Source organism: Cellulomonas sp. URHD0024 (genome assembly GCF_000426185.1).
In the GTDB taxonomy this organism is placed as follows: Bacteria; Actinomycetota; Actinomycetes; order Actinomycetales; family Cellulomonadaceae; genus Cellulomonas.
This window is the reverse complement of sequence record NZ_KE384506.1, coordinates 165,816-188,925: the sequence shown is the minus strand read 5'-3', so window position 1 is coordinate 188,925 and position 23,110 is coordinate 165,816. Positions and strand designations below refer to the sequence as shown.

The following is a 23,110-nucleotide window of genomic DNA, read 5'->3' as shown; positions in this document are numbered from 1 at the left end:
AACCCTGCGTCGCCGGAGCCGCGTAACCCTGCGTCGCTGGAGCGGCGTAGCCGGGAGTGGCAGCCGCTGTCCTCTGGCGAGCGGCCCGGGGCGCAACGGGGCGGGGGGGTCGACGTCCTGGGCCCAGCTCGGGCCCGAAGGGCGCGGGGTGTCCGGGCGCGAAGGTGGTGGGCGGCGCTGCCGTCGTGACGACGGGACCTGGGACGGCGGTCGGCCGGGCGAGAGCCGGGCGCGTGTGCTCAGACCAGGCGGTTCCGTCGAACCAGCGCAGGACGCCGGCGGTCACACCGTCGTCGTACCACCCTGCGTCTGCGTACTCCCCCGCCACGACTGTCATTCGGCATCTCCCACGGCATTCTTGAGCGCAGCGAGGCCCGGGGGCGGCGGGTGGTTCGCGAGATTACCACCCACCGTCCCCGGGCCGGCACCCGGAGCTCACCCCGATGTCACCGTGCGAGCAGGTCCCGGTGCGTCGGGACGTGCGGCTCGAACCGGAGCCCCATCCCCGCCTCCTGCGGGGTCCGGTCCCGCTTGCGGTGATTGCAGTCGAGGCATGCGGCGACGGTGTTGAGCCACGAGCTGGCGCCTCCGCGGCTGCGTGGCAGCACGTGGTCGACGGTCGTCGCGCCCCTCGTTCCGCAGTAGGCGCAGACGTGACCGTCGCGCTCGAGCATGCCGCTGCGGGACCACATCGGGATCCCGCGGCGGTTGCGCCAGCGCATCTGCACATAGCGAACCAGGCGCAGGACCCGCGGCAGCGGGTAGGGCCCGAAGGTGCGGCCGTCGACGGCTTCCTCGACGACGGCCACCTGCCTGTGCAGCATGCGGACCGCGTGCGCGAGGCTGACGCGCTGCAGGGGCTCGTAGCCCGCGTTCAGGACCAGGACTCCGGTCATGGCCGTTCCTCTCGGTGTGGTGCCCCGCGCTGGATTTGAACCAGCGACCTCCGGCTTCGTAGACCGGCGCTCTGTCCTGTTGAGCTAGCGAGGCGTGGATGGAAAGGGTGCGTGAGACGGCAATGGGCCGCCCCCGAATGTCGGAGACGGCCCATCGATCCGCTGAACGAGTGCTCAGGCATCGCACGGTGGCTTCCGAGGTCGAGGTCGGGGCATCAGGTCCGCGAGTTCGTGCTTCATGGCCGTGTCCCCTCTCCGCGCTCAGGTTGGTGTCGGCCGCGGCGTCCCGCGGTCGGGTTCAGAGTGACGGACGTACGCGCGATGCACCAGGGTTTTGCCCGTCTACGCAGGCGAACAGTGGGCGAACGTCACTCGTTCGGGCCTCGCTCGGGCGATCAGCTGAGGTCGACGTGCAGCCCTACCCCGGCCGCCGCGGTGGCGATCGTGACGTCGAACAGCTTCCCGAAGTCGCCGGCGACGCGGTGCAGGTGCCCGAACAGCTCGACGGAGATCGCACCGATGAGCGACGTGAACAGGGTTGCCGAGCGTGCGGCGACGCGCGCGATGTGGTCGGGGACGTCGGCGGGGTCGGTGAACCCGACGAATGCGAACACCTCCGGGGCGATGCGGCCGCGCGGGTCGAAGTCAGGGCCGGAGGGTCTGAGCGTGCCTTCGGCGTCCGCGCGCATGAGGAGTCCGACGATCACGCCCCAGATCCGCACGGCGGGCAGCACGGTGTCCTCGGGCGCCTGGTAGCCGCGCACCGGGGTGCCGTAGATCAGCTCGAACGAGTACCGGTTGTCGAGCGCCCAGCCGCGGACTGCCCGGGCCACCTCGAGCCACGTGTGCGCGGGATCCTGCGCGGTGCGGGCGACCGCCTCCTCGGCGACGGTCCCGACGGCGTCGTACGCCTCGATGATCAGCAGCGTCAGCAAGGCGTCGCGTGACTCGACGTACCGGTACACGGCCGACGACGCCATGCCGAGATCTCGGGCCACGGCGCGCAGGGACAGGTCGGCGGCTCCTTCGGTGACGAGCCGGGCTCGGGCTGCGGCGAGCAGCTCCGCCATGACCTCGGCGCGGGCACGCTCACGGGCGTTGCTGGTGGCCATGGACCCATAGTGCCTGCTTTTCGACGAAAGCGAGAGCACCGATCACCAGTGTGAGCACTGCTCTTGCAATTCTCTGAACTCGATGCGAGCATTGCTCACAGACGAGAGCACCGCTCTCGCAACACTGTCGGACCCACGACCTCAGGAGCAGACCATGGCCACGCACGTGATCGTCGGAAAGGGAGCCGTCGGCTCCACGCTCGCGCAGGAGCTCGTCGCACAGGGCAACGACGTGCTCGTCGTGAGCCGCTCCGGCGGAACCGACACCGACACCGGCTCCGCTCGCGTGCGCCACATCGCGCTCGACGCCACCGACACGTCCGCCCTGACACGGGCGTTCCAGGGCGCCGACGTCGTCTACAACTGCGCGAACCCGTCGTACTGGCGCTGGGTCTCCGACTGGCCGCCGTTGGCCGCCGCGCTGCTCGACGCTGCCGCGCGTACCGGCGCCGTCCTGGTGACGGCCGGCAACCTGTACGGGTACGGCACGCACCGCGCGGTCATGTTCGAGGACACCCCGCTGCAGGCCAGCGAGGCCAAGGGGGCCGTCCGCGCGCAGATGTGGCGCGACGCCGCAGCCCGCACCGACCTGCGGACCACGGAGGTCCGCGCGGCGGACTACTTCGGCCCCCGCGCCGACTCACAAGCCATGGCCGGACCGCGGTTCCTGAACCCGATCCTCGCCGGCAAGGTCGCCCGGACCGTCGTGGCCGTCGACCAGCCGCACAGCTGGACCTACCTGCCGGACTTCGCCCGGGCGCTCGTCGCCGCCGGCACGACACCCGCCGCGTGGGGTCGCGGGTGGCACGTGCCGACGGCGGAACCGCTGACGTTCCTCGAGCTGGGTGACCGGTTCGCGGCAGCCGCGGGCGCTCCGAAGCCCCGGATCAGGCCGATGGCCGCCGGGATGGTGCGCGCCCTGGGCAAGGTCTCACCGCTGCTGCGGGAGGTCGCCGCCGTCGCGGACCACTTCACCGAGCCGTTCGTCATGGACACCACCGCCTCGCAGCGCACTCTCGGCATGAGCGCGACGCCGTGGGACCAGGCGATCGTCGAGACCTTGGCCGCACCGGCTCGCGTCTAGGAACGGGGCGCGGGGGCGAGCACGCCATTGTGCTCGCCCCCGCACCGTTCAGGGGCGCCCGTCGACGACCGTGCGCTGGGCGAGCCGGACAGCACCCTCGACCGCAGGCGCGTCGAGCATGCGCACGTCGGCGTCGGGTAGCTCGTCCAGGATCGAGCGGCGGATCCCGGCGAACAGGCGCGGCACCTCTGGTGCGACGTCGCCACCGACCACGGCGTGCAGGACGTCCACCCCGCGCTGGGCCAGCTGGACGACGAGCGTGGCGACGGCCTGCGCGTTGGCGGTCACGAGCGCGTGCGCGTCGCGCGACCCCTCGTCGGCAGCCTCGAACACCGCCGGCGCGTGGCTCCCCCAGGGCAGCGCTCGAGCGTTCCAGTGCAGCACCTGCGCGAGCTCGTCGACCGAGCGCAGCTGCATCGAGTCCATCAGCCGGATACGCAAGGGGTCCGGGGTCTCGTCGCGTGCCGCACGGGCGAGGACGTTGGCCACGGCCTCGCGGACCAGGGAGGAGGCGCTGCCCACGTCGGAGAACGCCCAGCTAGACGCGCCCGTGAGGGCGCCCGGCCCGGTCGCCACCGCGATCGCCGAGCAGCCGACGAGCACCCCCACCCCGCGCTCCAGACCAGCTGCCGGGATCAGGAGCTCGGCATCGTTGACGACGACCGTCGGCACCCGCAACGCCGCGCACACGGTCGTGCCGAGCGCATCGGACAACGCCCGGACCTCGCACCCCGTCGCGCCCACGCCGACCGCCACCAGCTCCACGTCGGCGCAGTCGTCGAGCGCACGCCGCACCGTGTCGACGATCCACGCCGTCGCGTAGCTCAGGGGCGTCGCCGACCAGCTCGCGGAGGCGGACATGTGGTCGAGGACGATCGAGCCGGACGCCTGATCGACGACCCGCACCTGCGCCGTCACGGCGCCGATGTCCAGTCCGATCACGACCCGGCGGCGCGCGGTGGTGCGCTGGTGGGGCAGATGCTGGGTCATGGTCTCGTCCTGGTGGATGCGACGGTCGACCCTCGGGGGGTGCCCCGGGGCGGCTGGTCACGGGGCGACCGGGGATGTGGGCGCGTCCGTACGTTCGACGCTAGGTCGCCAGTTCGACCGTCTCGTCGGACCTAGGTCCCGGATCAGGACCTTCGTCCGTATCGAAATGATCACGACAGCAGGACACTGGGTATGACCACCCACCGAGGACCCAGCCCGTCGTCGCGCCACGACGTGCACACTGAGCCCCACAGAGGCGAAGGAGCACTCATGCTGGAATGCCCGGTCTGCACGTCGGACGAGCTAGAGCTCGTCGAGCGACTGCCGGACGATCGCCGAACCATTCGTTGTTCGTCGTGCCACCACACCTGGACACGCGGCGAGGCGAAGCGCGTGACGGACACCCCCGCGTCCTACTCGGGTCTGCGGGACCGGTTCCCCGACCGGTCGTGGGTCGAGCCCGATCGGATGGCCCGTGTCGAGGAGCTCAAGGCCGAGTTCCTCGTGGACCACCAGACGCCCGACCCCGAGGTTCTGGCCTACTGGGCCAAGTACCAGCAGGTGTTCAGCGCCGAGCACATCGTCGACGCCGACCCCGACGACCTGCGCGAGTTCGCCAACAGCACCGTCGGCGCGGCCCCCGGCAACATGTCGGTGTTCAACCGGGCATGGAAGTCGATGGGCGACTACGAGGCCACCGCACGGACGCGCAACACCATCCGCTACCTGCTCTACGGGCCCCCGAGCGTGCCGATGGCCGACCGTTTCACGCGGCTCGTGCACGAGCAGGGTGGCCTGGGCATGACCGGGTTCAAGGAGGCGCTGCTCACGCGCGTCCTGTGCGTGGTCGAGCCTGAGCGCTACCTGCCGATCCTCACCTACAGCACCCCCTCCGGCGGCAAGCGCGAGATCGCCCAGCTGGTCTACGGGCTGGAGCTGCCCGAGGCCGCGCGCGTCCAGTGGACGATCGGGCGTCTGATGATGTGGAGCAACGACCTGCTCGTCGACCTTGCCGGTGACGGCTTCTCGACGCTCCAGCAGGTGTCGCAGTTCTTCGGGGAGACCAAGAGCCGCGAGCTCGAGCTGGCCTGACGGACCCCGGTCGACCTTCCCGAGACCGGCCGCCCGGTCTGTCGGGCGGGTCGGCCCGGCGGGTTGGCCCGGCGGGTCGGCACGGGCGCAACCGCGGCGTGATCGCCTCACACGTCGAAGGCGTGCTCGCCGGTCACCGACCAGACGCGCGCGATCTTCCCGTCGGAGAGCTGGCAGAGGTCGATCCCGCTGCGCCGCTGCATTCCCGGCAGGTCCACGGACCACGTGAACGCCACGCCGCCGTCCTCGTCGACAAGCGGTGTGCCCTGCAGCGCGAAATCCAGATCCCCGCGCCTCGATCGCCACGTGCGCACGAACGCGGCCATGTCCGCGGGCGTCGTGATCAGGGTGGGGTCGGGATCGGCGACGACCGCGCCGAACTCGATCCGGAAGTCGGGAGCGAGGATCTCGTCGACAAGGGCGAGGTCGCCGTTCCACATCGCGGTCCACTTGGTCGCCAGGTCGAGGGCGGCTTGTCTGGTCATGCACAGACGATCCACCCGACCACTGACAGTCACTCCGTCGGCGGCGGCCCGCCGTGGCCGGACGGGACCTGCTTGGGCAGGGCGAAGACGAGCAGGAACGCGACGACGGCCAGCACGGCGCTCACGAGCATGGCCGCGGCGGCGGCGTCCGTGAACGCCTGGGGGACAGACGCCGGGCCCGTGATCTTCAGCTGGCCGAACAGGACGCTGCCGATCACCGCGATGCCGATCGCGCTGCCCACCCGCTGCATCACGCTGATCACGCCGCTCGCGGCGCCGGCCTCGGAGCGGTCCACCGTCGCGACGATGAACTGCACGTTCGGTGCGATGAACATGCCGCTGCCGACGCCGCCGAGGAGCAGGGGCAGCAACAGGTCCCAGTTGGTGAGGTCCTGCGCCTCGACGGTCCGCAGGACGAGCCACACCCACGCGAGAGCGACCGCGACGAACAAGGTCCCCAGGACCAGGACCCGGCGGCCGAGCCGCTGCGCGAGCCGGTTGCTCTGCGACGCCCCCACGATCGACCCCAGCGCGAACGGCACGGCGACCACGCCGGACTGGAGCGCGGTGTGCCCGAGGCCGGACTGCCAGAGCAGCGAGATGGTGAAGAAGATGCTGGTGAACGCAGCGAAGTAGACCATCGCGAGGACCGTGCCGCCCGTGAACTGGGGATGGCTGAACAGGTGCGGCGGCACCATCGGGTTCCCGCCCTTGATGCGGACCTCCCAGGCCCCGAACGCCACGATCAGCAGCACCCCGGCGCCCAGCGAGACGAAGGTCCACGCCGGCCAGTCCCTGGTCTGCCCCTCGATGAGCGGCACGAGGATCGCGACGAGCCCCGCGGTCAGCAGAACGAGCCCGACCAGATCGACGCCCGGCTTCGCCTGCGTGCCGAGCTTGCCCGCGGGCAGGAGGATCGCGGCCGCGATCAGCGCGAGGACGCCGATCGGCAGGTTGACGAAGAACACGATCCGCCAGCCGTTCGCCTCCCCGAACGCCTCGATGATCAGGCCACCGAGGATCGGGCCCAGCGCGGTGCTCACGCCGATCACCGACCCCATGATCGCGAACGCCTTGCCGCGCACCGCTCCCGGGAACAGCAGCTGGATGAACGCCGTGACTCCCGGCACGAACATGCCGCCCGCGAGGCCTTGGAGCACCCGCGCGGCGATCAGCTGGAAGCTGGTCTGCGACAGCCCGCACAGCAGGCTCGCGACCGTGAACAGCGCCAACCCGGTGAAGAACACCCACTTGTGGCCGATCCGGTCGCCCACCCTCCCCGCGGGGATCAGTGCGATGCCGAACGCGAGCGCGTACCCCGAGATGATCCAGCTCAACGTCGCCTCGGACGCGTCCAGGTCGTCGCGGATCGTCGGCAGCGCGACGTTGACGATCGTCGTGTCGAGCAGCGCCATGAACATGCCGGCCATCAGCACGGTCAGCGCGTTCCACGCACTCCGGGGGACCTTCGGCGGCGTCCACGCCTGTGCGGTGGTCTCAGTCATGCTCCCGGGTCCTCTCGTCGGCGACGCGCACGTCCCGGCCCCTCGCCCGCGGACGCAGCGACGCGCACTCGGTCGGGGGGTCAGGGCACGCAGAGCCCTCGCTCGATCATGACGGGAAGTCGGTTCGCGCGCCCCTTGTCACGCCTGGACGCTTCACGACGACGGTCGAAGGTGTCCGACGACGCGGCGGTGGCCCCTCGGTCACCGCTCCTCGATCGCCCCGAGCACCGGCTTGATGTCGAGCACGGGCGTCCCGTCGACCGCCTCCAGGTCCCGCACCAGCAGCCGCAGCCCCTGCACCTCGAGGACCGTCACCCGGTGCAGCCCGATCGGGTTGGGACGGTCGGGTGACCGAGTGCTGAACACGCCGAGCGCGGTGCGGGCGACGTCTCCCCGCGGATGCACGACGAGCGTGTCGCGCGACGCCCGGTCGAGCCAGGTCAGCACGAAGGCGTCCGCACCGGCCGCGATGTCGGCGACGGCCCGCGCGTAGTCCGGAGCAATGACGACCCAGGCATCCGGCGCGCCCTCGTCCCCCTGCCGCGGAGCCTCCGCCAGGTCGACGAGCGACGACTCGACCCGGCCCACGGGCGTGACCTCGAAGCTCATGCGGCCCACCATGCCGCTCGAGGAGGCGTCGAACAAGGCGCTCTTGTCAATCACCGGATGGTCTGCTGAGCTGACGCGGTGGACACCGCTATCGAAGAAGCGCTGCGCAATCGCATCTTTGATTGGGTTCGCGAACGAGCGGCCGCGAACGGCGGTTTCCTCCATCGACGAGAGCTCCTCGATTTCCAGATCGATGGTCGAGATCTCCCGATCATCGACTTCTCGCGGGGCATCCGGAATCCGACAGAGTTCTCCTCCACCCTGGCGATCGTGGCCTCGGCGGACGGTCCGTACGACGACACAGAGAGCCACACGGACGGCTTGCTGCACTACGCCTACCGTTCTGGGGATCCGGCCGGTGGGGACAACCGCAAGTTGCGCGCCGCGATCACCACCGGCCTGCCGCTGATCCTCTTCCGGAAGGAGATCGCGAACTACTACACGCCGGTGCTTCCGGTTTACGTCGTCGAGGACATTCCCGAACAGCGCTCGTTCGTGATTGCCCTTGACGAGGCCTTTCGCTTCATGGGATCCACCCGCGACCTGTCCGACCCACAGCGGGAATACGCCCTGCGCCTCGCGCGGCAACGCTTGCATCAGCCAGCTTTTCGCACACGGGTCATGGTCGCTTACTCCACGACGTGCGCCGTGTGTACCCTGCGGCACGGCTCGTTGCTTGACGCCGCGCACATCGTTCCGGACACCGAGCTCGGGGGCGTACCGACTACGCCCAACGGCCTCGCACTCTGCAAGATCCATCACGCCGCGTACGACCAGAACATGCTCGGCATCTCGCCTGACTATCGAGTCGCGATCGACGGTGGACTCCTCGAAGAGGTCGACGGCCCGATGCTGCGCCATGGACTGCAGGAGATGCATGGGCGGTCATTGACGCTCCCCCGGCTCACGAAGGACCACCCGGACCGAGCCCTGTTGGCGTGGCGCTGGGAACGGTTCGCCGCGACGCCTGCGTGAGTGCCCGGGCTGCTGCTCGTACCTGCTTGCCGTGCCGCGCGGCCGAGTCACGCTCCGGCCGTCCCCCTGCTCAGGGCTACTGCCTCCCGCACGCGATCCAGGTACGCGAGCGCAGCGGCCCGACGCGTTGCGGCCTCGCGCTCGATCACCGGCTCGTGCTCGTGCAGGTGAACGGTCACCGTCATCTCGGTACCGCCCGGCACGGCCTTCAGGACGACCGCCTGAGCGAGCAGGTGCGGCGCGGACAGGCTGCGCACCGCGAACGAGGTCCCGCTCTCCTGCGCGATCACCTCGAGGATCGCGGCCTCCCGGATCGGGGGGCGCCACCGGGCGACCAGGCAGATCTTCTCGCCGACCTCACCGGCCGGGGTGCCGGGAACGGTGAAGGTCACGGCGTCGGGGTCGGCCTGGTCGAGGCGCGCGTTCTCGGCGGGTCGGACCACGGCCCAGACGTCGGCCGGGGTCGCGGGGAGGGTGTCGCGCACGTGCACCTCGGCTGAGCGCAGGTCGGACTCGTCGTGCTGCGTGCGTCGGGTTGCGACCGGTGGGAGGCCGGCGAGGCGGTCGGTGAGCTCGTCGAGCTGGACCCGCGGCACGATCGCCATCCGGGCGCGCATCTCCTCGGCCTCCTTGCGGATGGACGGGAACGTCAGCCAGACGGCGACCTCGCACGACGTGTCGGAGGTCGGCTCGACGGTCGTGGTCGTGACGAGAGGCAGCTGGCGCACCTCGCGGGTCACGCGCGTATGGCCCGGCACGATGGCCAGGAGCTCGTGCAGGCTGCCGACGAGGGCGCCGTCGCCGCGTCGCCTGACCAGGCAGCGCACCTCGCCGATGTCGTCGACGGCGGTCCCGGGGACGACGAAGGTCGGCATCTCGTCGGCGCCCAGGAGAGCGTCGGGAAGCAGCGCCCACACCTCGGCCGCGGGTCGGTCGAACCCGCGCCGGACCACGGTCGTCACGTTCGTGAGGGTGCGGTGGGTGTCGGTGCGGAGCTTCTCCGGCAACTCGGCTCGCGCCCGTTCTCGGACCTCGGTCGCGTGTGCGCGGATCTCGGCCTGCCGGGCCTCGAACCGTCGACGCAAGACGGATCCGTCGACGAGAGCCGTGCGCCTGCGCGCCCACCGGCGCCCTACCCCCATGCACAACTAGTCGGGTCGGGCGACGTCGAACTTGACGGCGGGGCGCTCGCCGTCGTGCCGCTCGTGTCGTCGCGAAACCCGCCCGTAACCCACCAGACGTACCGTCCGAGGACGAAGCACCATCGCACCGGCCGCCGTGCGGCGACCGGACGAGCGACAGGAGCGGCCGGGATGTTCGAGCGAGTCGACCCGTTCATCGGCACGGAGGCCACGAGCCTGCCCCCGCAGCACGGGCTGGCGACGACGTGGTGGTGGCCCAAGCCGCAGGTCGGCAACACCCACCCCGGGGCCACGTTCCCGCTCGGGATGGTCAGCGCGTGCGCGTACTCGGGCGGCTACCCGACGGGCTACGGCCGGTACGACCTGGGCACCGAGGGGCTGCCGAACCCGATCCACGACACCACCAGGGCCAGCGGCTTCACGCACTTCCAGCAGTCCGGCACGGGTGCGATCCGCAAGTACTACAACTACTTCCGGGTCACGCCGATGCTGGCGCCCCTCGACGACCTCGGCCAGCTCTGGGACATCGTCGACGAGGACGCCGAGCCCGGCTACTACGCGGCGACCCTCGACAGCGGCATCCGGGCGGAGATCACGGTCGGGCCGAAGTCGGCGGTCCACCGCTACACGTTCCCTGCGCACCGGGACGCGCGGCTGGTCATCGACTTCTCGCTCGGCGGCCTGAGCATCCCGTACGGCCGAACGGTGCCGCTGCGGGCACACCTGCACTCGATCGCGCCCGGGGTCGCGCAGGGCGAGATCAGCGTCGAGGGTGCACCGCTCGCGGTGCATGTCGAGTGCGACGACCCGCGCTGGCGCCAGATGCTCTGGTACGACCGTCGGCTCATGCCCGGCGGTACCCGCCTGGACTTCGACCACATCCGCCCGACCACCCTGCGCCCCTTCGGGCTCATGTGGGCCGGGCCGTCGGAGCCCGGTCAGGTGGTCGAGCTGCGGTTCGGCTTCTCGCTGCGCGGTGTGGAACAGGCCCGCGCGAACCTGGAGAGGGACTGCGGCCCGGGTCCGGCCAGCAGCTTTGCGACGAGGCGGGCCGAGACCGCCGAGGTCTGGCGTGAGACGTTGGGCAAGATCCGCATCGACACCCCGTCGACCGACAAGCAGACGGTGTTCTCCACCGCGCTGTACCACGCGCTGATCAAGCCCTGCCTGGCACCGGCCGAGAGCCCCTACTGGCCGACCGACGGACCGTTCGCGTTCGACATCGCGACCATGTGGGACATCTACCGGACGCAGCTGCCCCTGCTGACGACGATCCTGCCGGACAAGGCGGTCGAGCTCGCGCAGGCCCTGCTGTCGATCGCCGAGGAGGAGGGCAACTTCCCGATCGGGTACCGGATGGCGCGCGGTGCCGACAGGTTCAGCAGGCAGGCGTCGGCCCTCGCGCACACGTTCCTGTCCGACCTGTGCCAGCTCGGTCTGCCGGGCATGGACTGGGACTGGGCGCTCGTGCACATGCACAACGACCTTCGTCGGACCTACGGCGAGGAGTTCCTGCTCAACGGCGTCGCGCACCCGATCAGCCACACGCTGGACCTCGCCTTCGGGTACTGGTGCACGTCGCAGGTCGCGGCGCACGTGGGCGACCAGGACCTCGTCGAGCAGTTCTCCGCGCTCGCCGCGCAGTGGGTGAACGCCTTCGACCTGTCCACCGGGCTCCTGCAGGACTCGACCTACTACGAGGGCGGTCGCTGGAACTACTCCTTCCGGCTCCTGCACGACATGGCGGCACGCATCAAGCTCTCGGGCGGCGACGACGCCTTCGTCGAACAGCTCGACCAGTTCTTCGGGTACGGCGCGCCCGCCGTGGTCCAACCCGGCCTGTTCCCGGGGGCCGAGGAGATGGCGGTCGGCTACGCGCTCAACCGGTTCGAGGGGCTCAACAACGAGCCGGACATGGAGGCGCCCTGGTCGTACCACTACGCCGGCCGACCCGACCGCACCGCCGAGGTGGTCCAGGCGATCGTGCAGAACCAGTTCTCGGTCGGTCGCGGCGGGATGCCGGGCAACGACGACTCCGGTGGTCTCTCGTCCTGGTACGTGTGGGCGTCGCTCGGGCTCTTCCCCGTCGCCGGCCAGAACCTCTTCCTGGTCAGCGCGCCCGCCTGGCGCGAGGCGAGCATCACGGTCGGCGACCGCAGCCTCAGCATCGAGACCCAAGGGTTCACCGAACCGACACCTGACGGTCCGACCCAGTACGTACAGTCCGTGCACCTGGACGGTCAGTCGCTCGAGCGCACCTGGCTCACGGGCGCCGAGCTGCACCGCGGGGGGCGCCTCCTGATCACGCTCGGTCCGACGCCGTCGGACTGGGGGTCCACCGTCCGGCCACCATCCGTCAGCAGCAACGTTCCCATCGCCCTGCGACGCTGAGGAGACCCCGATGAGCACACCGCGACGCCGGCTCGTCATCGTCGTGCGCGCCGACCCGGTCATCTGCGGTCACTCGGGCGAGGCGCGCAACCTCGCCGAGGCCGCCCTGGACAGGGGTTTCGACGACGTCCGTATCGTCACCTGGCCCATCGAGCGCCTCCAGGCCACCGGGCTCCCGCTCAAGCCGCTCGACGGGGTGCTGCCCTACAGCCCCGGCATCACGGTCGAGCGCCCGGAGCCCGTCGGCGACTACAAGGTCCCCGACGGGCGCTGGCTCGCGGGCATCACGGGCCGCCTCGTCGAGCTGTTCACCGACGGCGTCCCCACGATCGCCATGTCGTTATACCTGTCGCCGCACTCGCTCGCGATCGCCGACGCCGTGCGCGTCGCGCGCAGCACCGGCCTGCCGGTCAACGTGGTGACGGTGGCCGAGGCCGTCGGCTCCGACGTCACCAACGTGGTGCGCGCGTGCGTCGAGAACGACCAGTTCGGCGCCGCCGCCCACGTCCTGTCCAGCTACCTCGAGCACGACATCTGCCTGGCCGTGTCCGCCTTCACCCGCGAGCTGATCATCAGTGAGGCAGCCGCCGTCGACGCCCTGCACGGCACCACCTTCGCCGCGCAGTGCCGCGAGCGCGTCACCGTCTCCTACCCCGCCGTCGACGTCGGCTCCTACCTGAACCTGCCGCCGTCGGACGTGCTGTCGTCGCGTGGCCTCAGCCCCGACGGCTACGTCCTGTTCCTGTCCCGCCTGGCGCACGCCAAGGGTGTCGACGACCTCATCGAGGGCTTCGCGACGAGCGCCGCGGCCTCGTCCCTGCAGCTCGTCATCGCCGGCAGCGGGCCGGACGCAGCACGCCTGCGCGCGCTCGCCGAGGAGTCGTCGGCCGCGTCCCGGATCGTGTTCCTCGACGACGTCGACGACGCCGAGAAGGCCCACCTCATGGCCGGTGCGGCCGCCTACGTGCTGCCCAGCAAGCCCCGCCCGGAGTTCGTCGAGACGTTCGGGATCGCGCTCGTCGAGAAGATGCTGGCCGGCGGTGGACCGGTCATCACGACCGACACGGGTGGCATCGGCGAGGCGGTCGGTGACAGTGCGCTGATCGTGCCCGTCGACTCCCCGTCGGCGATCGCCGAGGCCCTCGACCGGGTCCTGTCGATGTCCGCCGACGAACGCGCGGCGTGGGAGCAGCGCGCCCGCGCGCACGCCCTGCAGTTCGACCGCGTCGCCGTCCTCGACGGCATCCTCGCCCGTGTCTCGCGCGTCCAGGTCCCCTGGGTCCCCACGCCCGTCGGCTGACCCGTTCAGTTCACACCCCGGACCTCTCCATCGCGAGACAACCGGCGCTGAGCCGCAGGTCCGGGCTGCTGTCGTCGTACCCTGCGCCCGTGAGCCCCCGACTCGAGCTGAGCTTCCTGACCTTCGTCCCCTACGACGACCCGGCCGACGCCGCGCAGTCCCTGCGGGACGCGATCGACCTGTTCCGGTACGCGGAGGAGCTCGGCTACGACACCGGGTGGGTCCGCGTCCGGCACCTGGAGCAGTTCCTCTCCTCGCCGTTCCCGCTGTTCGCCGCGATCGCCCAGGCCACCGACCGCATCCGGTTCGGGACGGCCGTGCTGCCCATGCGGTACGCGGACCCGATCACGATCGCCGAGGACGCCGGGACCGTCGACCTGCTCTCCGGCGGCCGGTTGGAGCTCGGGGTGGCGGGCGGGATCAAGCCGTCGGCCGCCATCCTGGACCGGGTCTACGGTCCTGCAGAACGCTCGTTCGACGACGAGTCCCAGCACCGCATCGAGCGTCTGCGCGCTGCGATCGCGGGCGATCCCGTGGCCGTCGCCCCGGCCGACGGCTTCCCGATCGCACCGCCCGGGACCGAGCTGATCGTGCGCCCGCACAGCCCGGGTCTGGCCGACCGCGTCTGGTACGGGCCAGGTTCCACGGCGACGGCGACCCGGACGGGCGAGCAGGGCATGGACCTGCTCGTCTCGACCCTGAACAGCGAGGACGACGGTCGGTCGTTCGAGGAGACGCAGCGCGACCAGATCCTCGCCTATCGTGCGGCGTTCGACGTGCCCGGGCGCACCCCGCGCGCGGTCGCCGGCCGCATCGTCCTGCCGAGCGTCACGCCGCAGGACGACGAGCTGTTCGCCGAGTACATCGCCTGGTACGCGAGCCGGTTCGACGCCACCGGACGCCCGCCGGGCGGCTTCGGCGTCTTCAGCCCGACCCACCACGGCAGCCCGAAGCAGGTGATCGCGAGCCTCTCGTCCGACGTCGCCCTCCAGCAGGCGACCGGCCTCGACATCGTCCTGCCTGCGAACGCCACGCACGTGATGAGCCGACGCATCCTGGAGAACGTCGCGACGACGGTCGCGCCTGCGCTCGGCTGGTCACCCGCCTGAGCGGCCGAGCCCGCAGGCGACGTTGCACGCCGCTCCCCTGTCTCGATACGCGCCCGGGTGCGGCGCATTCGCGTGGGTCACGCCCTGTCCGCCGCGAGGAGCCGAGTCCGGCGCGCGTAGCGATCGACCGCTCGCTGCCAACGTCCCCGGACGACCTCCGAATCCGAGCGAGCACCGACCGTGACCTCGACCGTCAGGATGCTGCCGCTCGGTCCGGGCGAGATGCGAAGCGTGTGGCACGCCCTGCTCGGTGAGCCGGCTCCCTGGACCACGAGCAGCTCTCCGGGGACCTCGTCGACGACGTAGGCGACGTCGGCCAGCAGTGTGTCGATCGAGCTCGTCCGCTCTCCCACCCACGTCTCGCGCGCGCCCGGATGGTCGTCGCCACGCATGATCTCGTACCGGTACTCGTCGTGAACCGACGGGAGTCCACCGAGATTGGGGTCGCGCACGATGCTCCAGGTCACCGCGGGTGACGCAGGGACCTGGATCACGGCCGACGCTCTCACCGGAACCATGACCGGCGGAGACTCCCGCACCCGAGCGGCGTGGGAGGCCAGTGCGCCGGCGAATGCCGCGGGTGGCGTCGATCCCGTCGCCGCGACGTAGACCTGGGCGAGCCTGACGAGGTGAACGTTGTTCACACACGCGCGGTACTCCTCCACGCCCGAGGCCGACGCTCGCGCGTGGTCGGTCAGCTCGACGCGGCAGACCTCATCGGTCAGCGGGACGACCCGGATCGAGGACCAGCAGTCCCGCGTCGACAGAGAGCGGACGAGCCGTGTCCGGCCGGGCACGAGGCCGACGATCTCGTCGACCAGGCAAGCGCTGAGGCTCGACGACCGCACGTGGCCGAACCGGTGCCCGATCTCGCCGCACCGAGGTCCCGGCAGCGTGAACTCGACCTCGTCGGGATCAGCCCACGGACCAGGGCCGCTCGTGTCGAACAGGATCGCCCCGACCTGGTCCGCCGGACGCGGCACGTCGATCGAGCTCTCGACCGTCACGCTCTGGTCCATGAGGCGCACGTTCGCGCGAGTCCGCTCGCGGAGGGCCTCGATCCGTTCCCGGTCGAGGCGGGCGTCACGGTGAGTGCTCAGGTGTCCGAGGAGTCGTGACCAGCCCTGCGCCACCGGTACCTCCCTTGTCGTCGTCGGCTTGCTCTCGGACCATCGGCATCCGTCGAGTGGCGCTTGACCACGTGCGGCGTCGACGGCCGGCGGCTACGGTCGCGCGGTCAACGCCGCGGGGTGCCGGTCCCGGCTGTCGACCGCTCGCCTCGCCGGTGGCCAGCGACCCGGTCGTCGGGTGCTCCGTCGCCACGCGGTTCAGACTGGGCTTCGGTCCACCAGTCGGTCGGTCGGAATGCGTCGCCCCCCGGCGCGTTGTGATCGACGACGAAGGAGAGCACCCTGACCAGCACTTCCACCGCCACGGGCGTCGGATTCCGCTCCGAGCGCGGCCCCATCCTCATCGCGATCATGGTCACCACCGGCCTCGTCGCGATCGACGCGACCATCCTGGCGACGGCCGTCCCGACGATCGTGGCTGAGCTCGGCGGGTTCAGCAGCTTCCCGTGGCTGTTCTCCATCTACCTGCTGACGCAGGCGGTCAGCGTTCCCATCTACTCGAAGCTCGCCGACACGGTCGGGCGCAAACCCGTGGTCCTGCTCGGCATCGCGCTGTTCCTCGCCGGCTCGGTCCTGTGCGGGTTCGCGTGGTCGATGCCCGCACTCATCGCGTTCCGTGCCGTTCAAGGCCTGGGCGCCGGGTCCGTGCAGCCGATGGCCATCACGATCGCCGGGGACATCTACACGGTCGCCGAGCGGGCCAAGGCGCAGGGGTACATCGCCAGCGTCTGGGCGATCTCGTCCGTCGTCGGCCCGACGCTCGGCGGTCTGTTCTCCGAGTTCGTCGGCTGGCAGTGGATCTTCTTCGTCAACGTCCCACTCTGCATCGCGGCAGCCTGGCTCCTGATCCGGTTCTTCCACGAGACCGTCGAACGGACCCGGCACCGCATCGACTGGGCCGGTGGCGCACTCCTGTCGGTGTCCATGAGCCTGCTGATCCTCGGGTTGCTCGAGGGCGGGAACGCGTGGGCGTGGGACTCGCCGCAGAGCATCGGCGCCTTCGTCGTCGGGACGCTCCTCTTCCTCGCCTTCGTCCGTGTCGAGCAGACGGCCCCCGAACCCGTCCTGCCGCTGTGGGTGTTCACCCGACGACTGCTGCTCGCGGCTTCACTCATCGCCGTCGCGGTCGGCGTGATCCTCATCGGGCTCACCTCGTACGTCCCCTCGTTCCTCGAGGCCCTGCTGCACGTGTCGCCCCTGACGTCCGGTCTCGCGCTCGCCGCCCTGACGATCGGCTGGCCCATCACCGCTTCGCAGTCCGGCCGGCTCTACCTGCGGTTCGGCTTCCGGACGACCGCCCTGGTCGGGTCGTCGACCGCCGTGCTCGGGGTGGCCGCGCTCCTGTGGGTGTCCCTTCACCCGACGGTGCTCGGCGTCGCGGCCGCCTGTTTCGTCGTCGGCGCCGGCCTGGGTCTGACGTCGACACCCACGATGATCGCCGCGCAGTCCAGCGTCGGGTGGGGAGACCGTGCCGTCGTCACCGGCGCCAACCTGTTCTCGCGGTCCATGGGCAGCGCGGTCGGGGTCGCGGTCCTCGGTGCCGTCGTCAACGCCCGGATGAACGGGCTCGACGCCGTGCAGGACCCGGAGCTCTTCGGCTCCGCCGTCACCGTGGCGTTCGTCGTGGTGCTCGGCGTCGCAGTCGCCATGGTCGTCGCGGCCGCGGCGATGCCCCGCACCACGACGGAGCACGTCCCGACGAGTGCGGTACCGGATGCGCAGGTCGACGCCGGCGTCGAGCAGGACGGAACGGCGTAGCCCGATCCTTCGTCGACCCCGGGAATCCGTCGACGATCCCGTTCGTTCGAGTGGGCATGCCTCTCACCGGTGAATACGTCCCGAGCACGTCCGCCTGGGCGCGCAAGCAGGCCGAGCTCTTCGAGGCCACCGGCGGCCGTGAGGGGAACCTGCTGCAGGGCAAGCCCGTCATCGTCCTGACCTCCGTCGGCGCCAGCAGCGGCGGGCTCCGCAAGACCGCGCTCATGAGGGTCGAGCACGAGGGTCGGTACGCCATCGTCGCCTCGAAGGGCGGCGCACCCTCGCACCCCGCCTGGTACCGGAACGTCGTCGAGCACCCGCACGTCGAGCTTCAGGACGGCGCCGTGCGGAAGGACTACCTCGCGCACGAGGCGTCCGGAGCGGAACGCGACGAGTGGTGGGCGCGCGCCGTCGAGGCCTGGCCGGCATACGCCACCTACCAGACGAAGACCACCCGGCTCATCCCGGTCTTCGTCCTGACGCCGATGGACTGAGTCCCGTCCGGAGCCCACCACGCGAGCCCCCGGACCCCGACGGTCCGCGTCGAAGACCCGCGGAGCCCGGGAGCCTCATTCCGCCGGGTCGGAAGGTCCGACGGCCGCGCGTCGTGGTCCACTCGCACGCCGCCGCACCAGCACATCCACTCCCGCTGCGAGGAGCACCCCCACCGCGTAGGCGAGCAGGTCCGGTGCCTGAAAGGTCGTCCCCAGCGCGTAGCGCGCCGCCGGAGCGGCACCGACGATCTCCGCGGGCAGTCCGGTCAGCTGCAGAAGCTCGATCGCGGCGCAGATTCCGAAGGCGACCATCCCCGCACGGTTCGACGGCACCGCCGGCGCAAGACCGAGGACGAGGACGTAGACGAGCGCCGCATACAGCGCGTCCCCGGCGGGGTTGCTCCCCACCACCAGTCCCGCGACCACGACAACGACCGAGGCGCACCCCACGAGCCGGCGATCGCGCCTCAGGGGACGCTCGCCTCAGTGCCCACGGCATGGTCGTCGGCCTTCGCCCGATCGTGATGCGTCCCGCCGCCGACCTTCGCCTCGTACAGGTCGATCTTGAACTCGATCGCATCGAGGTGGGCGGCGACCTGGCGCAGCTCTTCGCGGACGCGGTCCCGGTGCGCGCGCAGGAGCTCGAGGCGCTCAGCCTCGTTCCCGTCGCCGGCCCGTACGAGGTCTGCGTACTGCCGGACGTCACGGATCGACATGCCCGTGGAGCGCAGCCGGGTGACCATCCGGATCCAGCTGAGGTCCTGGTCCGTGTACCGACGGTGGCCCGACGACGCCCGGTCCACCGACCCGAGCAACAGCCCGTCGCGCTCGTAGTACCGCAGCGTGTGGGCGCTCAGACCTGTCGCCTCGGCCGCCTCAGCGATACTCCAGTGTTCCGCGAGCAGGCTCATGGCTCGATCATCCCTCAGCCGTTGACCGACGACATGTCCGCGTACCGGTCACCCGCGGCGGCGCCGAGATCACCCAGGGCCTCCAGCTCCTCGTGCGTCAGAACGATCTCGGTGGCCGCCGCGTTCTCCTCGATGCGAGCCACCCGCCGCGTGCCAGGGATCGGGACCACGTCCTCGCCCTGAGCCAGCACCCATGCGAGCGCGAGCTGCGCAACTGTCACGTGCTTGACCTCGGCGATCGCCCGGACCTTCTCGACGATCGTCAGGTTGGCATCCAGTGCGTCGCCGACGAATCGTGGGTTCGCCCGCCGGAAGTCGCCCTCGTCGAGGGCGTCCGTCGAGGTGATCGTGCCGGTCAGGAACCCCCGGCCGAGCGGCGAGTACGGGACCAGGCCGATCCCGAGCTCGCGCAGCGTCGGCAGGATCTCCGCCTCGACGTCGCGTGTCCACAGCGAGTACTCGGTCTCCACAGCCGTGAGGCGATGCACCCCGTGCGCGCGACGGATCGTCTCGGGGCTCGCCTCGGACAGCCCGAGGAACCGCACCTTGCCTGCGGCGACGAGCTCGGCCATCGCTCCGACGGTCTCCTCGATCGGCACCGACGGGTCGACACGATGCTGGTAGTAGAGGTCGATGTGGTCGATGCCGAGCCTCTGCAGGCTGCCGTCGACGGCCGCGTGCACGTACTCCGGCCGACCAGAGATGCCGCCGCGCGCACCGGTCGCAGGATCCCGCACGATGCCGAACTTCGTCGCAATCACGACCTCGTCGCGTCGTCCGGCGATCGCCCGACCAACCAGACGCTCGTTGGTGTGAGGCCCGTACATGTCGGCGGTGTCGAGAAAGTTCACGCCGAGGTCCAGCGCCCGACGGATCGTCGCGACCGACTCGCGCTCGTCCGTGCTCCCCGCCTCCGAACGTGTGCCGTAGAAGTCCGACATACCCATGCAGCCGAGCCCGAGGCCGGAGACGGTGAGCGCAGCAGAGCCATTGCCGATGGTGCGTGTGGAAATCGTCATGCCGTCAACGGTCCGCCTTCGAGCGCGCTCTAAGTCAAGTGATCCACCCGCACCGACCACCGAGCACCGAGCACCGCCCACCGAGCACCGAGCACCGAGGACCGAGGACCGAGGACCGCCCGAAGCATCCCTCCCCCTGCCGTCAAGGTGCCCTGCTCCGCCCGTCGAGGTGCCTGCTCATCCCGTCCACGCACCGCTCGCCCCCGTCCACGCCCCGCTCGCCCCCGTCCACGCGCCCCGCTCGCCACCGCCACGCGCCCCGTACACGTGCCCCGGTCATCCCGTCCATGCGCCGGCTCGTCACCGGGCTCCTGATCCAACGGATGCCGACGCCCTCCTATCCGGTCGCCCACTCCGGTGGTGGCCCATCGGAGTCGAACAGCGCGAATGCGGCCTGCTCTCGCGCTCGGCGACGAGCGTCCATGGCGGCAGAACGTGGGGGTCGTGAAGTGACCGCGTCCAGCTGACTTGGGCCACTCCCGTGGCCTGGGCCACTCGCGTGGCCTGGGCCACTCGCGCCGGTACCAGTGCCTGCGCGGACCTCAGGGAGCTCGTCCGTAGCGATGCCTGGCCGCGCGCCTGCACGCGCGTCCGTACCGAGAGCCCTCGACTGCGGCGGGGCGTTGATCACGGCCCGGTGCGGGTCTCGGAATCGGTAGCGCATTGGTGTGCCGACCTCGGTTCCAGGCGGGTGCGGCAGTCGTTCGACAGTCAGGTCATGACGGTGGATCTCTCCGTGGTGGTGTCGACAGACCAGGGCGGCGTGTTCGAGGTCGGTCGGGCCGTTGTCGCGGTTCCACCAGACGATGTGGTGGACCTCGCAGCGGGCCGCGGCCGTCTCGCATCCGTTCCACACGCACTGGCGGTCCCGAGCGATGACCGCCTTGCGTTGCGCGGAGGTGTGCAGCCGTCGGGTGCGCCCCACGTCCAGCGGCTGCCCCTCAGCGGACAGCACGATCCTGGTGATGTCCGCATCGCACAGGCACTGCGCGAGCTCGGACATCGCCACCGGTGTGCCGTCCTCCAACGTTGCTGGCACCACGGCGGACCAGTCCGGCGCTACCCGCCGCACCGGGCGCCGGTCTCCGCCTTCGTCACCTGCCCTGCGGGCGGTGCCGCTGGCGCCGGAACCGAGTCCGGCACGGTGCCGTGCTTGTTCGTGGGCGAGCAGCTCGGCGAAGGTCGCGGCCGGGACGAGGAGGGAGATGTGCGGGCGGCTCGCGGTCCCGGACAGCACCGCTCCACCCCCGGCACCGTCGGGCAGATCAGCGGAGGCGCCGGAACCAGGCGGCGCGCCGGAACCAGCACCATGTGTCGGCGCCCCCACGGCATCCCGGCCCGACGCGCGCACGTCAGCGCCATCGGCGACCCTACCAAGCGTGCCGCCGTCCATGCCAGGCGTCACGCGCCCGCCACTCGCGGCATCCGTCGCAGTCGTGCGGGTGACCGGCGTCCTCGAGATGCCGGCGCAGACCCGTTCGGCGAGCATCACCAACGCGTCCGCGGACGCCTGCCCCAGCGACCGGGTCTCGTCGGGGTGCTGGCCCATCGCGTCCAACGCCACCAACAAGGTCTGCCCGGCGATGACGTCCAGACGGCCCTTGAGGAACACCCCGTGCGGTTGCGCCGACACCGAGAAGAACCGCTCCCGGTACTGGTCCTGACGGGCCGTCTCCAACCCCGCAGGGTCACGGCCGGCCACGAACCGGGCCACCGCCCGAGCGAACTCCGGGGCCGAGTGCATGCGCGCCAGGCCCACCATGTCGGCTTGCACGTCGGCCGCCCGCAGCACCGCGGCCACCTGCGGGGACGCGCCCGCCGCCGCCCTGGCCAGGACATCCAGGTGCCCCAGCGGGACGGACCCGTCACGCACCCCGGCTGCGACCACCGGCATCGACACCAGCACATCAGCCTGCTGTACCTCCCGGCGCGCGTCCCCGACGCCCGCACGGGTCAGGCGAGCGCGCGCCGCCTCATACGAACGGTCCCCCGGCGCCAGCGACAACCCCGAATCCCGGTCCGCGACCAACACGTACGCCCGCGCCTCGGCCACCGCCGCGACCGCGGCATCCAGTGCGGCCAATGCAGACACCCGCACCGGGGCGGACCAGCTGGTCGCGGACCGCGCATCGGCGGCGACCGCGGCGGCGCACGCGACCAGTGAGGCGAGGTGCCCACCGGCGTCCTCCGCGAACTCGTCGGAGCACGGCGATGGCCAGGACTGCCGGCCGGCCGCCCCCGCGCTCATCATCCCACGGGCTTCGAACATGTGTTCGACTTTACGCGACCCGTGATCGGCTGGCAAGACCAAAACACCACCTGACCTGCACCGACATATCCACAGCCCGAACGCTGACGCGACCACAACCCCTCAGCGCAACCGCTCATCCCCCGAGCCGGGTGGGCAGGCGGGACATCTGCGAGTGTCGCCGCATGAAGCGAGCGTGGCCCTGGGTCGTCGTGCTGGCGCTGTGCGTCGCCGTCGGCGCGGGCGTCCCGGCGTGGTCGCAGGCGCGCGTCGCGGCGCGGTACCCGGTGACGGAAGCGGACCTCGCCTCCGGGCGCGCAGCCCTGACGCTCCTACCCGTCCGGGGACGCGCGCCGAGCGCCGGATACTCACGCGACAAGTTCGGACAGGCGTGGAAGGACGTCGACCGGAACGGGTGCGACACCCGCAACGACGTCCTCGGCCGTGACCTCGTCGCCAAGCGAACCGAGAACGACGACTGCACGGTCCTCGCCGGGTCGCTCGACGAGCCCTACACGGGCGCCCGCGAGTCCTTCGTCCGAGGGCCCGACTCCGCCGCAGTGCAGATCGACCACGTCGTGGCGCTCGCCGACGCCTGGGAGACCGGAGCTCAAGGCTGGACCGACGAGACGCGAGAGGCGTTCGCCAACGACCCCGCCAACCTGCTCGCGGTCGACGGACCCGCCAACCAGGACAAGGGTGCCGGCGACGCGGCGACGTGGCTCCCGCCGAACCGAGGCTACCGATGCGTCTACGCGCTCCGGCAGATCCGGGTGAAGGCGGCGTACGGCCTGTGGGTCACCGCAGCCGAGCACGACGCCCTCGACCGGGAGCTCGGCCGATGCATCGTCTCGAATCGA

Annotated in this window: 21 protein-coding genes, 1 tRNA gene and 1 pseudogene; 9 read left to right on the top strand and 14 right to left on the bottom strand. The window is 71.0% G+C overall.

Annotated features, from left to right (window positions below):
- The 4 genes from I847_RS26400 to I847_RS0120550 form a co-directional block, all read right to left on the bottom strand.
- A partial coding sequence (locus tag I847_RS26400; protein ID WP_155856261.1) for a DUF2510 domain-containing protein occupies positions 1-337 on the bottom strand: 337 nt, incomplete at its 3' end.
- A 109-nt stretch (positions 338-446) separates the two neighbouring features.
- A complete protein-coding gene (locus I847_RS0120560; protein ID WP_028051208.1) occupies positions 447-896 on the bottom strand; it encodes an HNH endonuclease in 450 nt (149 codons plus the stop codon).
- Between the two features lie 17 nt (positions 897-913).
- Positions 914-990 (bottom strand) — tRNA-Arg (locus I847_RS0120555).
- Positions 991-1,291: 301 nt separating this feature from the next.
- On the bottom strand, positions 1,292-2,008 hold the full coding sequence (locus tag I847_RS0120550) for a TetR/AcrR family transcriptional regulator (protein WP_028051207.1): 717 nt from the start codon (positions 2,006-2,008) through the stop codon (positions 1,292-1,294).
- Between the two features lie 154 nt (positions 2,009-2,162).
- Here I847_RS0120550 and I847_RS0120545 point away from each other — a divergent pair, with 154 nt between their 5' ends.
- Positions 2,163-3,092, top strand: a complete 930-nt coding sequence (locus tag I847_RS0120545; protein WP_028051206.1) for an NAD-dependent epimerase/dehydratase family protein — start codon at positions 2,163-2,165, stop codon at positions 3,090-3,092.
- A 48-nt stretch (positions 3,093-3,140) separates the two neighbouring features.
- On the opposite strand, the gene I847_RS0120540 is transcribed toward I847_RS0120545, so the two are convergent.
- Positions 3,141-4,082, bottom strand: a complete 942-nt coding sequence (locus I847_RS0120540) for a hypothetical protein (RefSeq protein WP_028051205.1) — start codon at positions 4,080-4,082, stop codon at positions 3,141-3,143.
- 393 nt (positions 4,083-4,475) lie between these two features.
- On the opposite strand from I847_RS0120540, the gene I847_RS25125 reads away from it, so the two are divergent.
- On the top strand, positions 4,476-5,174 hold the full coding sequence (locus I847_RS25125) for a hypothetical protein (protein ID WP_196804638.1): 699 nt from the start codon (positions 4,476-4,478) through the stop codon (positions 5,172-5,174).
- 107 nt (positions 5,175-5,281) lie between these two features.
- Here I847_RS25125 and I847_RS0120530 read toward each other — a convergent pair whose 3' ends face one another.
- The 3 genes from I847_RS0120530 to tsaA all read right to left on the bottom strand — a co-directional run bounded on the left by I847_RS0120530 (position 5,282) and on the right by tsaA (position 7,773).
- Positions 5,282-5,659 carry a nuclear transport factor 2 family protein gene (locus tag I847_RS0120530; protein ID WP_034611402.1) on the bottom strand — a complete coding sequence of 126 codons (378 nt, stop codon included), beginning with the start codon at positions 5,657-5,659 and terminating at the stop codon, positions 5,282-5,284.
- 29 nt (positions 5,660-5,688) lie between these two features.
- On the bottom strand, positions 5,689-7,164 hold the full coding sequence (locus tag I847_RS25120) for an MFS transporter (protein ID WP_034611399.1): 1,476 nt from the start codon (positions 7,162-7,164) through the stop codon (positions 5,689-5,691).
- Positions 7,165-7,365: 201 nt separating this feature from the next.
- The gene (gene tsaA / locus I847_RS0120520; protein ID WP_196804637.1) at positions 7,366-7,773 is read right to left on the bottom strand and encodes a tRNA (N6-threonylcarbamoyladenosine(37)-N6)-methyltransferase TrmO; all 408 of its coding nucleotides are present in this window, start codon (positions 7,771-7,773) and stop codon (positions 7,366-7,368) included.
- A 78-nt stretch (positions 7,774-7,851) separates the two neighbouring features.
- Between tsaA and I847_RS0120515 the strand changes: the two genes are divergently transcribed.
- Positions 7,852-8,748: an HNH endonuclease gene (locus tag I847_RS0120515; RefSeq protein ID WP_028051202.1), complete on the top strand. Its 897-nt coding sequence runs from the start codon at positions 7,852-7,854 to the stop codon at positions 8,746-8,748.
- Between the two features lie 47 nt (positions 8,749-8,795).
- On the opposite strand, the gene I847_RS0120510 is transcribed toward I847_RS0120515, so the two are convergent.
- Positions 8,796-9,833 carry a hypothetical protein gene (locus tag I847_RS0120510; RefSeq protein WP_028051201.1) on the bottom strand — a complete coding sequence of 346 codons (1,038 nt, stop codon included), beginning with the start codon at positions 9,831-9,833 and terminating at the stop codon, positions 8,796-8,798.
- A gap of 228 nt (positions 9,834-10,061) precedes the next feature.
- On the opposite strand from I847_RS0120510, the gene I847_RS0120505 reads away from it, so the two are divergent.
- From I847_RS0120505 to I847_RS0120495, 3 genes are all read left to right on the top strand, one after another.
- Positions 10,062-12,281: a glycoside hydrolase domain-containing protein gene (locus I847_RS0120505; protein WP_028051200.1), complete on the top strand. Its 2,220-nt coding sequence runs from the start codon at positions 10,062-10,064 to the stop codon at positions 12,279-12,281.
- A gap of 10 nt (positions 12,282-12,291) precedes the next feature.
- The gene (locus I847_RS0120500; protein WP_028051199.1) at positions 12,292-13,581 is read left to right on the top strand and encodes a glycosyltransferase; all 1,290 of its coding nucleotides are present in this window, start codon (positions 12,292-12,294) and stop codon (positions 13,579-13,581) included.
- A gap of 89 nt (positions 13,582-13,670) precedes the next feature.
- A complete protein-coding gene (locus I847_RS0120495; protein ID WP_051275130.1) occupies positions 13,671-14,690 on the top strand; it encodes an LLM class flavin-dependent oxidoreductase in 1,020 nt (339 codons plus the stop codon).
- Between the two features lie 77 nt (positions 14,691-14,767).
- Here the strand turns inward: I847_RS0120495 and I847_RS0120490 are convergent, their stop codons facing one another.
- Positions 14,768-15,709: an SRPBCC family protein gene (locus I847_RS0120490; RefSeq protein ID WP_155856249.1), complete on the bottom strand. Its 942-nt coding sequence runs from the start codon at positions 15,707-15,709 to the stop codon at positions 14,768-14,770.
- A 462-nt stretch (positions 15,710-16,171) separates the two neighbouring features.
- Between I847_RS0120490 and I847_RS0120480 the strand changes: the two genes are divergently transcribed.
- Together I847_RS0120480 and I847_RS0120475 are read left to right on the top strand one after the other, a co-directional pair.
- Positions 16,172-17,578 (top strand): MFS transporter, encoded by a 1,407-nt coding sequence (locus I847_RS0120480; protein ID WP_081681195.1) that lies wholly within the window; start codon positions 16,172-16,174, stop codon positions 17,576-17,578.
- A gap of 56 nt (positions 17,579-17,634) precedes the next feature.
- Positions 17,635-18,072, top strand: a complete 438-nt coding sequence (locus I847_RS0120475) for a nitroreductase family deazaflavin-dependent oxidoreductase (RefSeq protein ID WP_028051194.1) — start codon at positions 17,635-17,637, stop codon at positions 18,070-18,072.
- 75 nt (positions 18,073-18,147) lie between these two features.
- Here the strand turns inward: I847_RS0120475 and I847_RS25115 are convergent, their stop codons facing one another.
- The 4 genes from I847_RS25115 to I847_RS0120455 form a co-directional block, all read right to left on the bottom strand.
- Positions 18,148-18,498: a DUF2809 domain-containing protein gene (locus I847_RS25115; RefSeq protein ID WP_051275129.1), complete on the bottom strand. Its 351-nt coding sequence runs from the start codon at positions 18,496-18,498 to the stop codon at positions 18,148-18,150.
- A 41-nt stretch (positions 18,499-18,539) separates the two neighbouring features.
- Positions 18,540-18,983 carry a MerR family transcriptional regulator gene (locus I847_RS25110; RefSeq protein WP_051275128.1) on the bottom strand — a complete coding sequence of 148 codons (444 nt, stop codon included), beginning with the start codon at positions 18,981-18,983 and terminating at the stop codon, positions 18,540-18,542.
- Positions 18,984-18,997: 14 nt separating this feature from the next.
- Positions 18,998-20,002, bottom strand: coding sequence for an aldo/keto reductase (locus tag I847_RS0120460; protein WP_028051193.1), 1,005 nt, complete (start codon positions 20,000-20,002; stop codon positions 18,998-19,000).
- Positions 20,003-20,339: 337 nt separating this feature from the next.
- Complete coding sequence (locus I847_RS0120455; RefSeq protein WP_028051192.1) at positions 20,340-22,271, bottom strand: HNH endonuclease signature motif containing protein; 1,932 nt, start codon at positions 22,269-22,271, stop codon at positions 20,340-20,342.
- Here I847_RS0120455 and I847_RS26395 point away from each other — a divergent pair.
- Positions 22,214-23,014 (top strand): annotated as a pseudogene (locus I847_RS26395) (HNH endonuclease family protein); the annotation flags it as partial. The gene I847_RS0120455 and the pseudogene I847_RS26395 overlap by 58 nt on opposite strands.
- Between the last annotated feature and the right edge of the window lie 96 nt (positions 23,015-23,110).

Excerpts from the sequence above, each read along its gene's own strand:
- I847_RS0120560 (WP_028051208.1), bottom strand. The coding sequence starts at position 896 with ATGACCGGAGTCCTGGTCCTGAACGCGGGCTACGAGCCCCTGCAGCGC.
- I847_RS0120550 (WP_028051207.1), bottom strand. The coding sequence starts at position 2,008 with ATGGCCACCAGCAACGCCCGTGAGCGTGCCCGCGCCGAGGTCATGGCG.
- I847_RS0120545 (WP_028051206.1), top strand. The coding sequence starts at position 2,163 with ATGGCCACGCACGTGATCGTCGGAAAGGGAGCCGTCGGCTCCACGCTC.
- I847_RS0120540 (WP_028051205.1), bottom strand. The coding sequence starts at position 4,082 with ATGACCCAGCATCTGCCCCACCAGCGCACCACCGCGCGCCGCCGGGTC.
- I847_RS0120530 (WP_034611402.1), bottom strand. The coding sequence starts at position 5,659 with ATGACCAGACAAGCCGCCCTCGACCTGGCGACCAAGTGGACCGCGATG.
- I847_RS25120 (WP_034611399.1), bottom strand. The coding sequence starts at position 7,164 with ATGACTGAGACCACCGCACAGGCGTGGACGCCGCCGAAGGTCCCCCGG.
- tsaA (WP_196804637.1), bottom strand. The coding sequence starts at position 7,773 with ATGAGCTTCGAGGTCACGCCCGTGGGCCGGGTCGAGTCGTCGCTCGTC.
- I847_RS0120505 (WP_028051200.1), top strand. The coding sequence starts at position 10,062 with ATGTTCGAGCGAGTCGACCCGTTCATCGGCACGGAGGCCACGAGCCTG.
- I847_RS0120500 (WP_028051199.1), top strand. The coding sequence starts at position 12,292 with ATGAGCACACCGCGACGCCGGCTCGTCATCGTCGTGCGCGCCGACCCG.
- I847_RS0120490 (WP_155856249.1), bottom strand. The coding sequence starts at position 15,709 with ATGGACCAGAGCGTGACGGTCGAGAGCTCGATCGACGTGCCGCGTCCG.
- I847_RS0120480 (WP_081681195.1), top strand. The coding sequence starts at position 16,172 with ATGGTCACCACCGGCCTCGTCGCGATCGACGCGACCATCCTGGCGACG.
- I847_RS0120475 (WP_028051194.1), top strand. The coding sequence starts at position 17,635 with ATGCCTCTCACCGGTGAATACGTCCCGAGCACGTCCGCCTGGGCGCGC.
- I847_RS25110 (WP_051275128.1), bottom strand. The coding sequence starts at position 18,983 with ATGAGCCTGCTCGCGGAACACTGGAGTATCGCTGAGGCGGCCGAGGCG.
- I847_RS0120460 (WP_028051193.1), bottom strand. The coding sequence starts at position 20,002 with ATGACGATTTCCACACGCACCATCGGCAATGGCTCTGCTGCGCTCACC.
- I847_RS0120455 (WP_028051192.1), bottom strand. The coding sequence starts at position 22,271 with ATGTTCGAAGCCCGTGGGATGATGAGCGCGGGGGCGGCCGGCCGGCAG.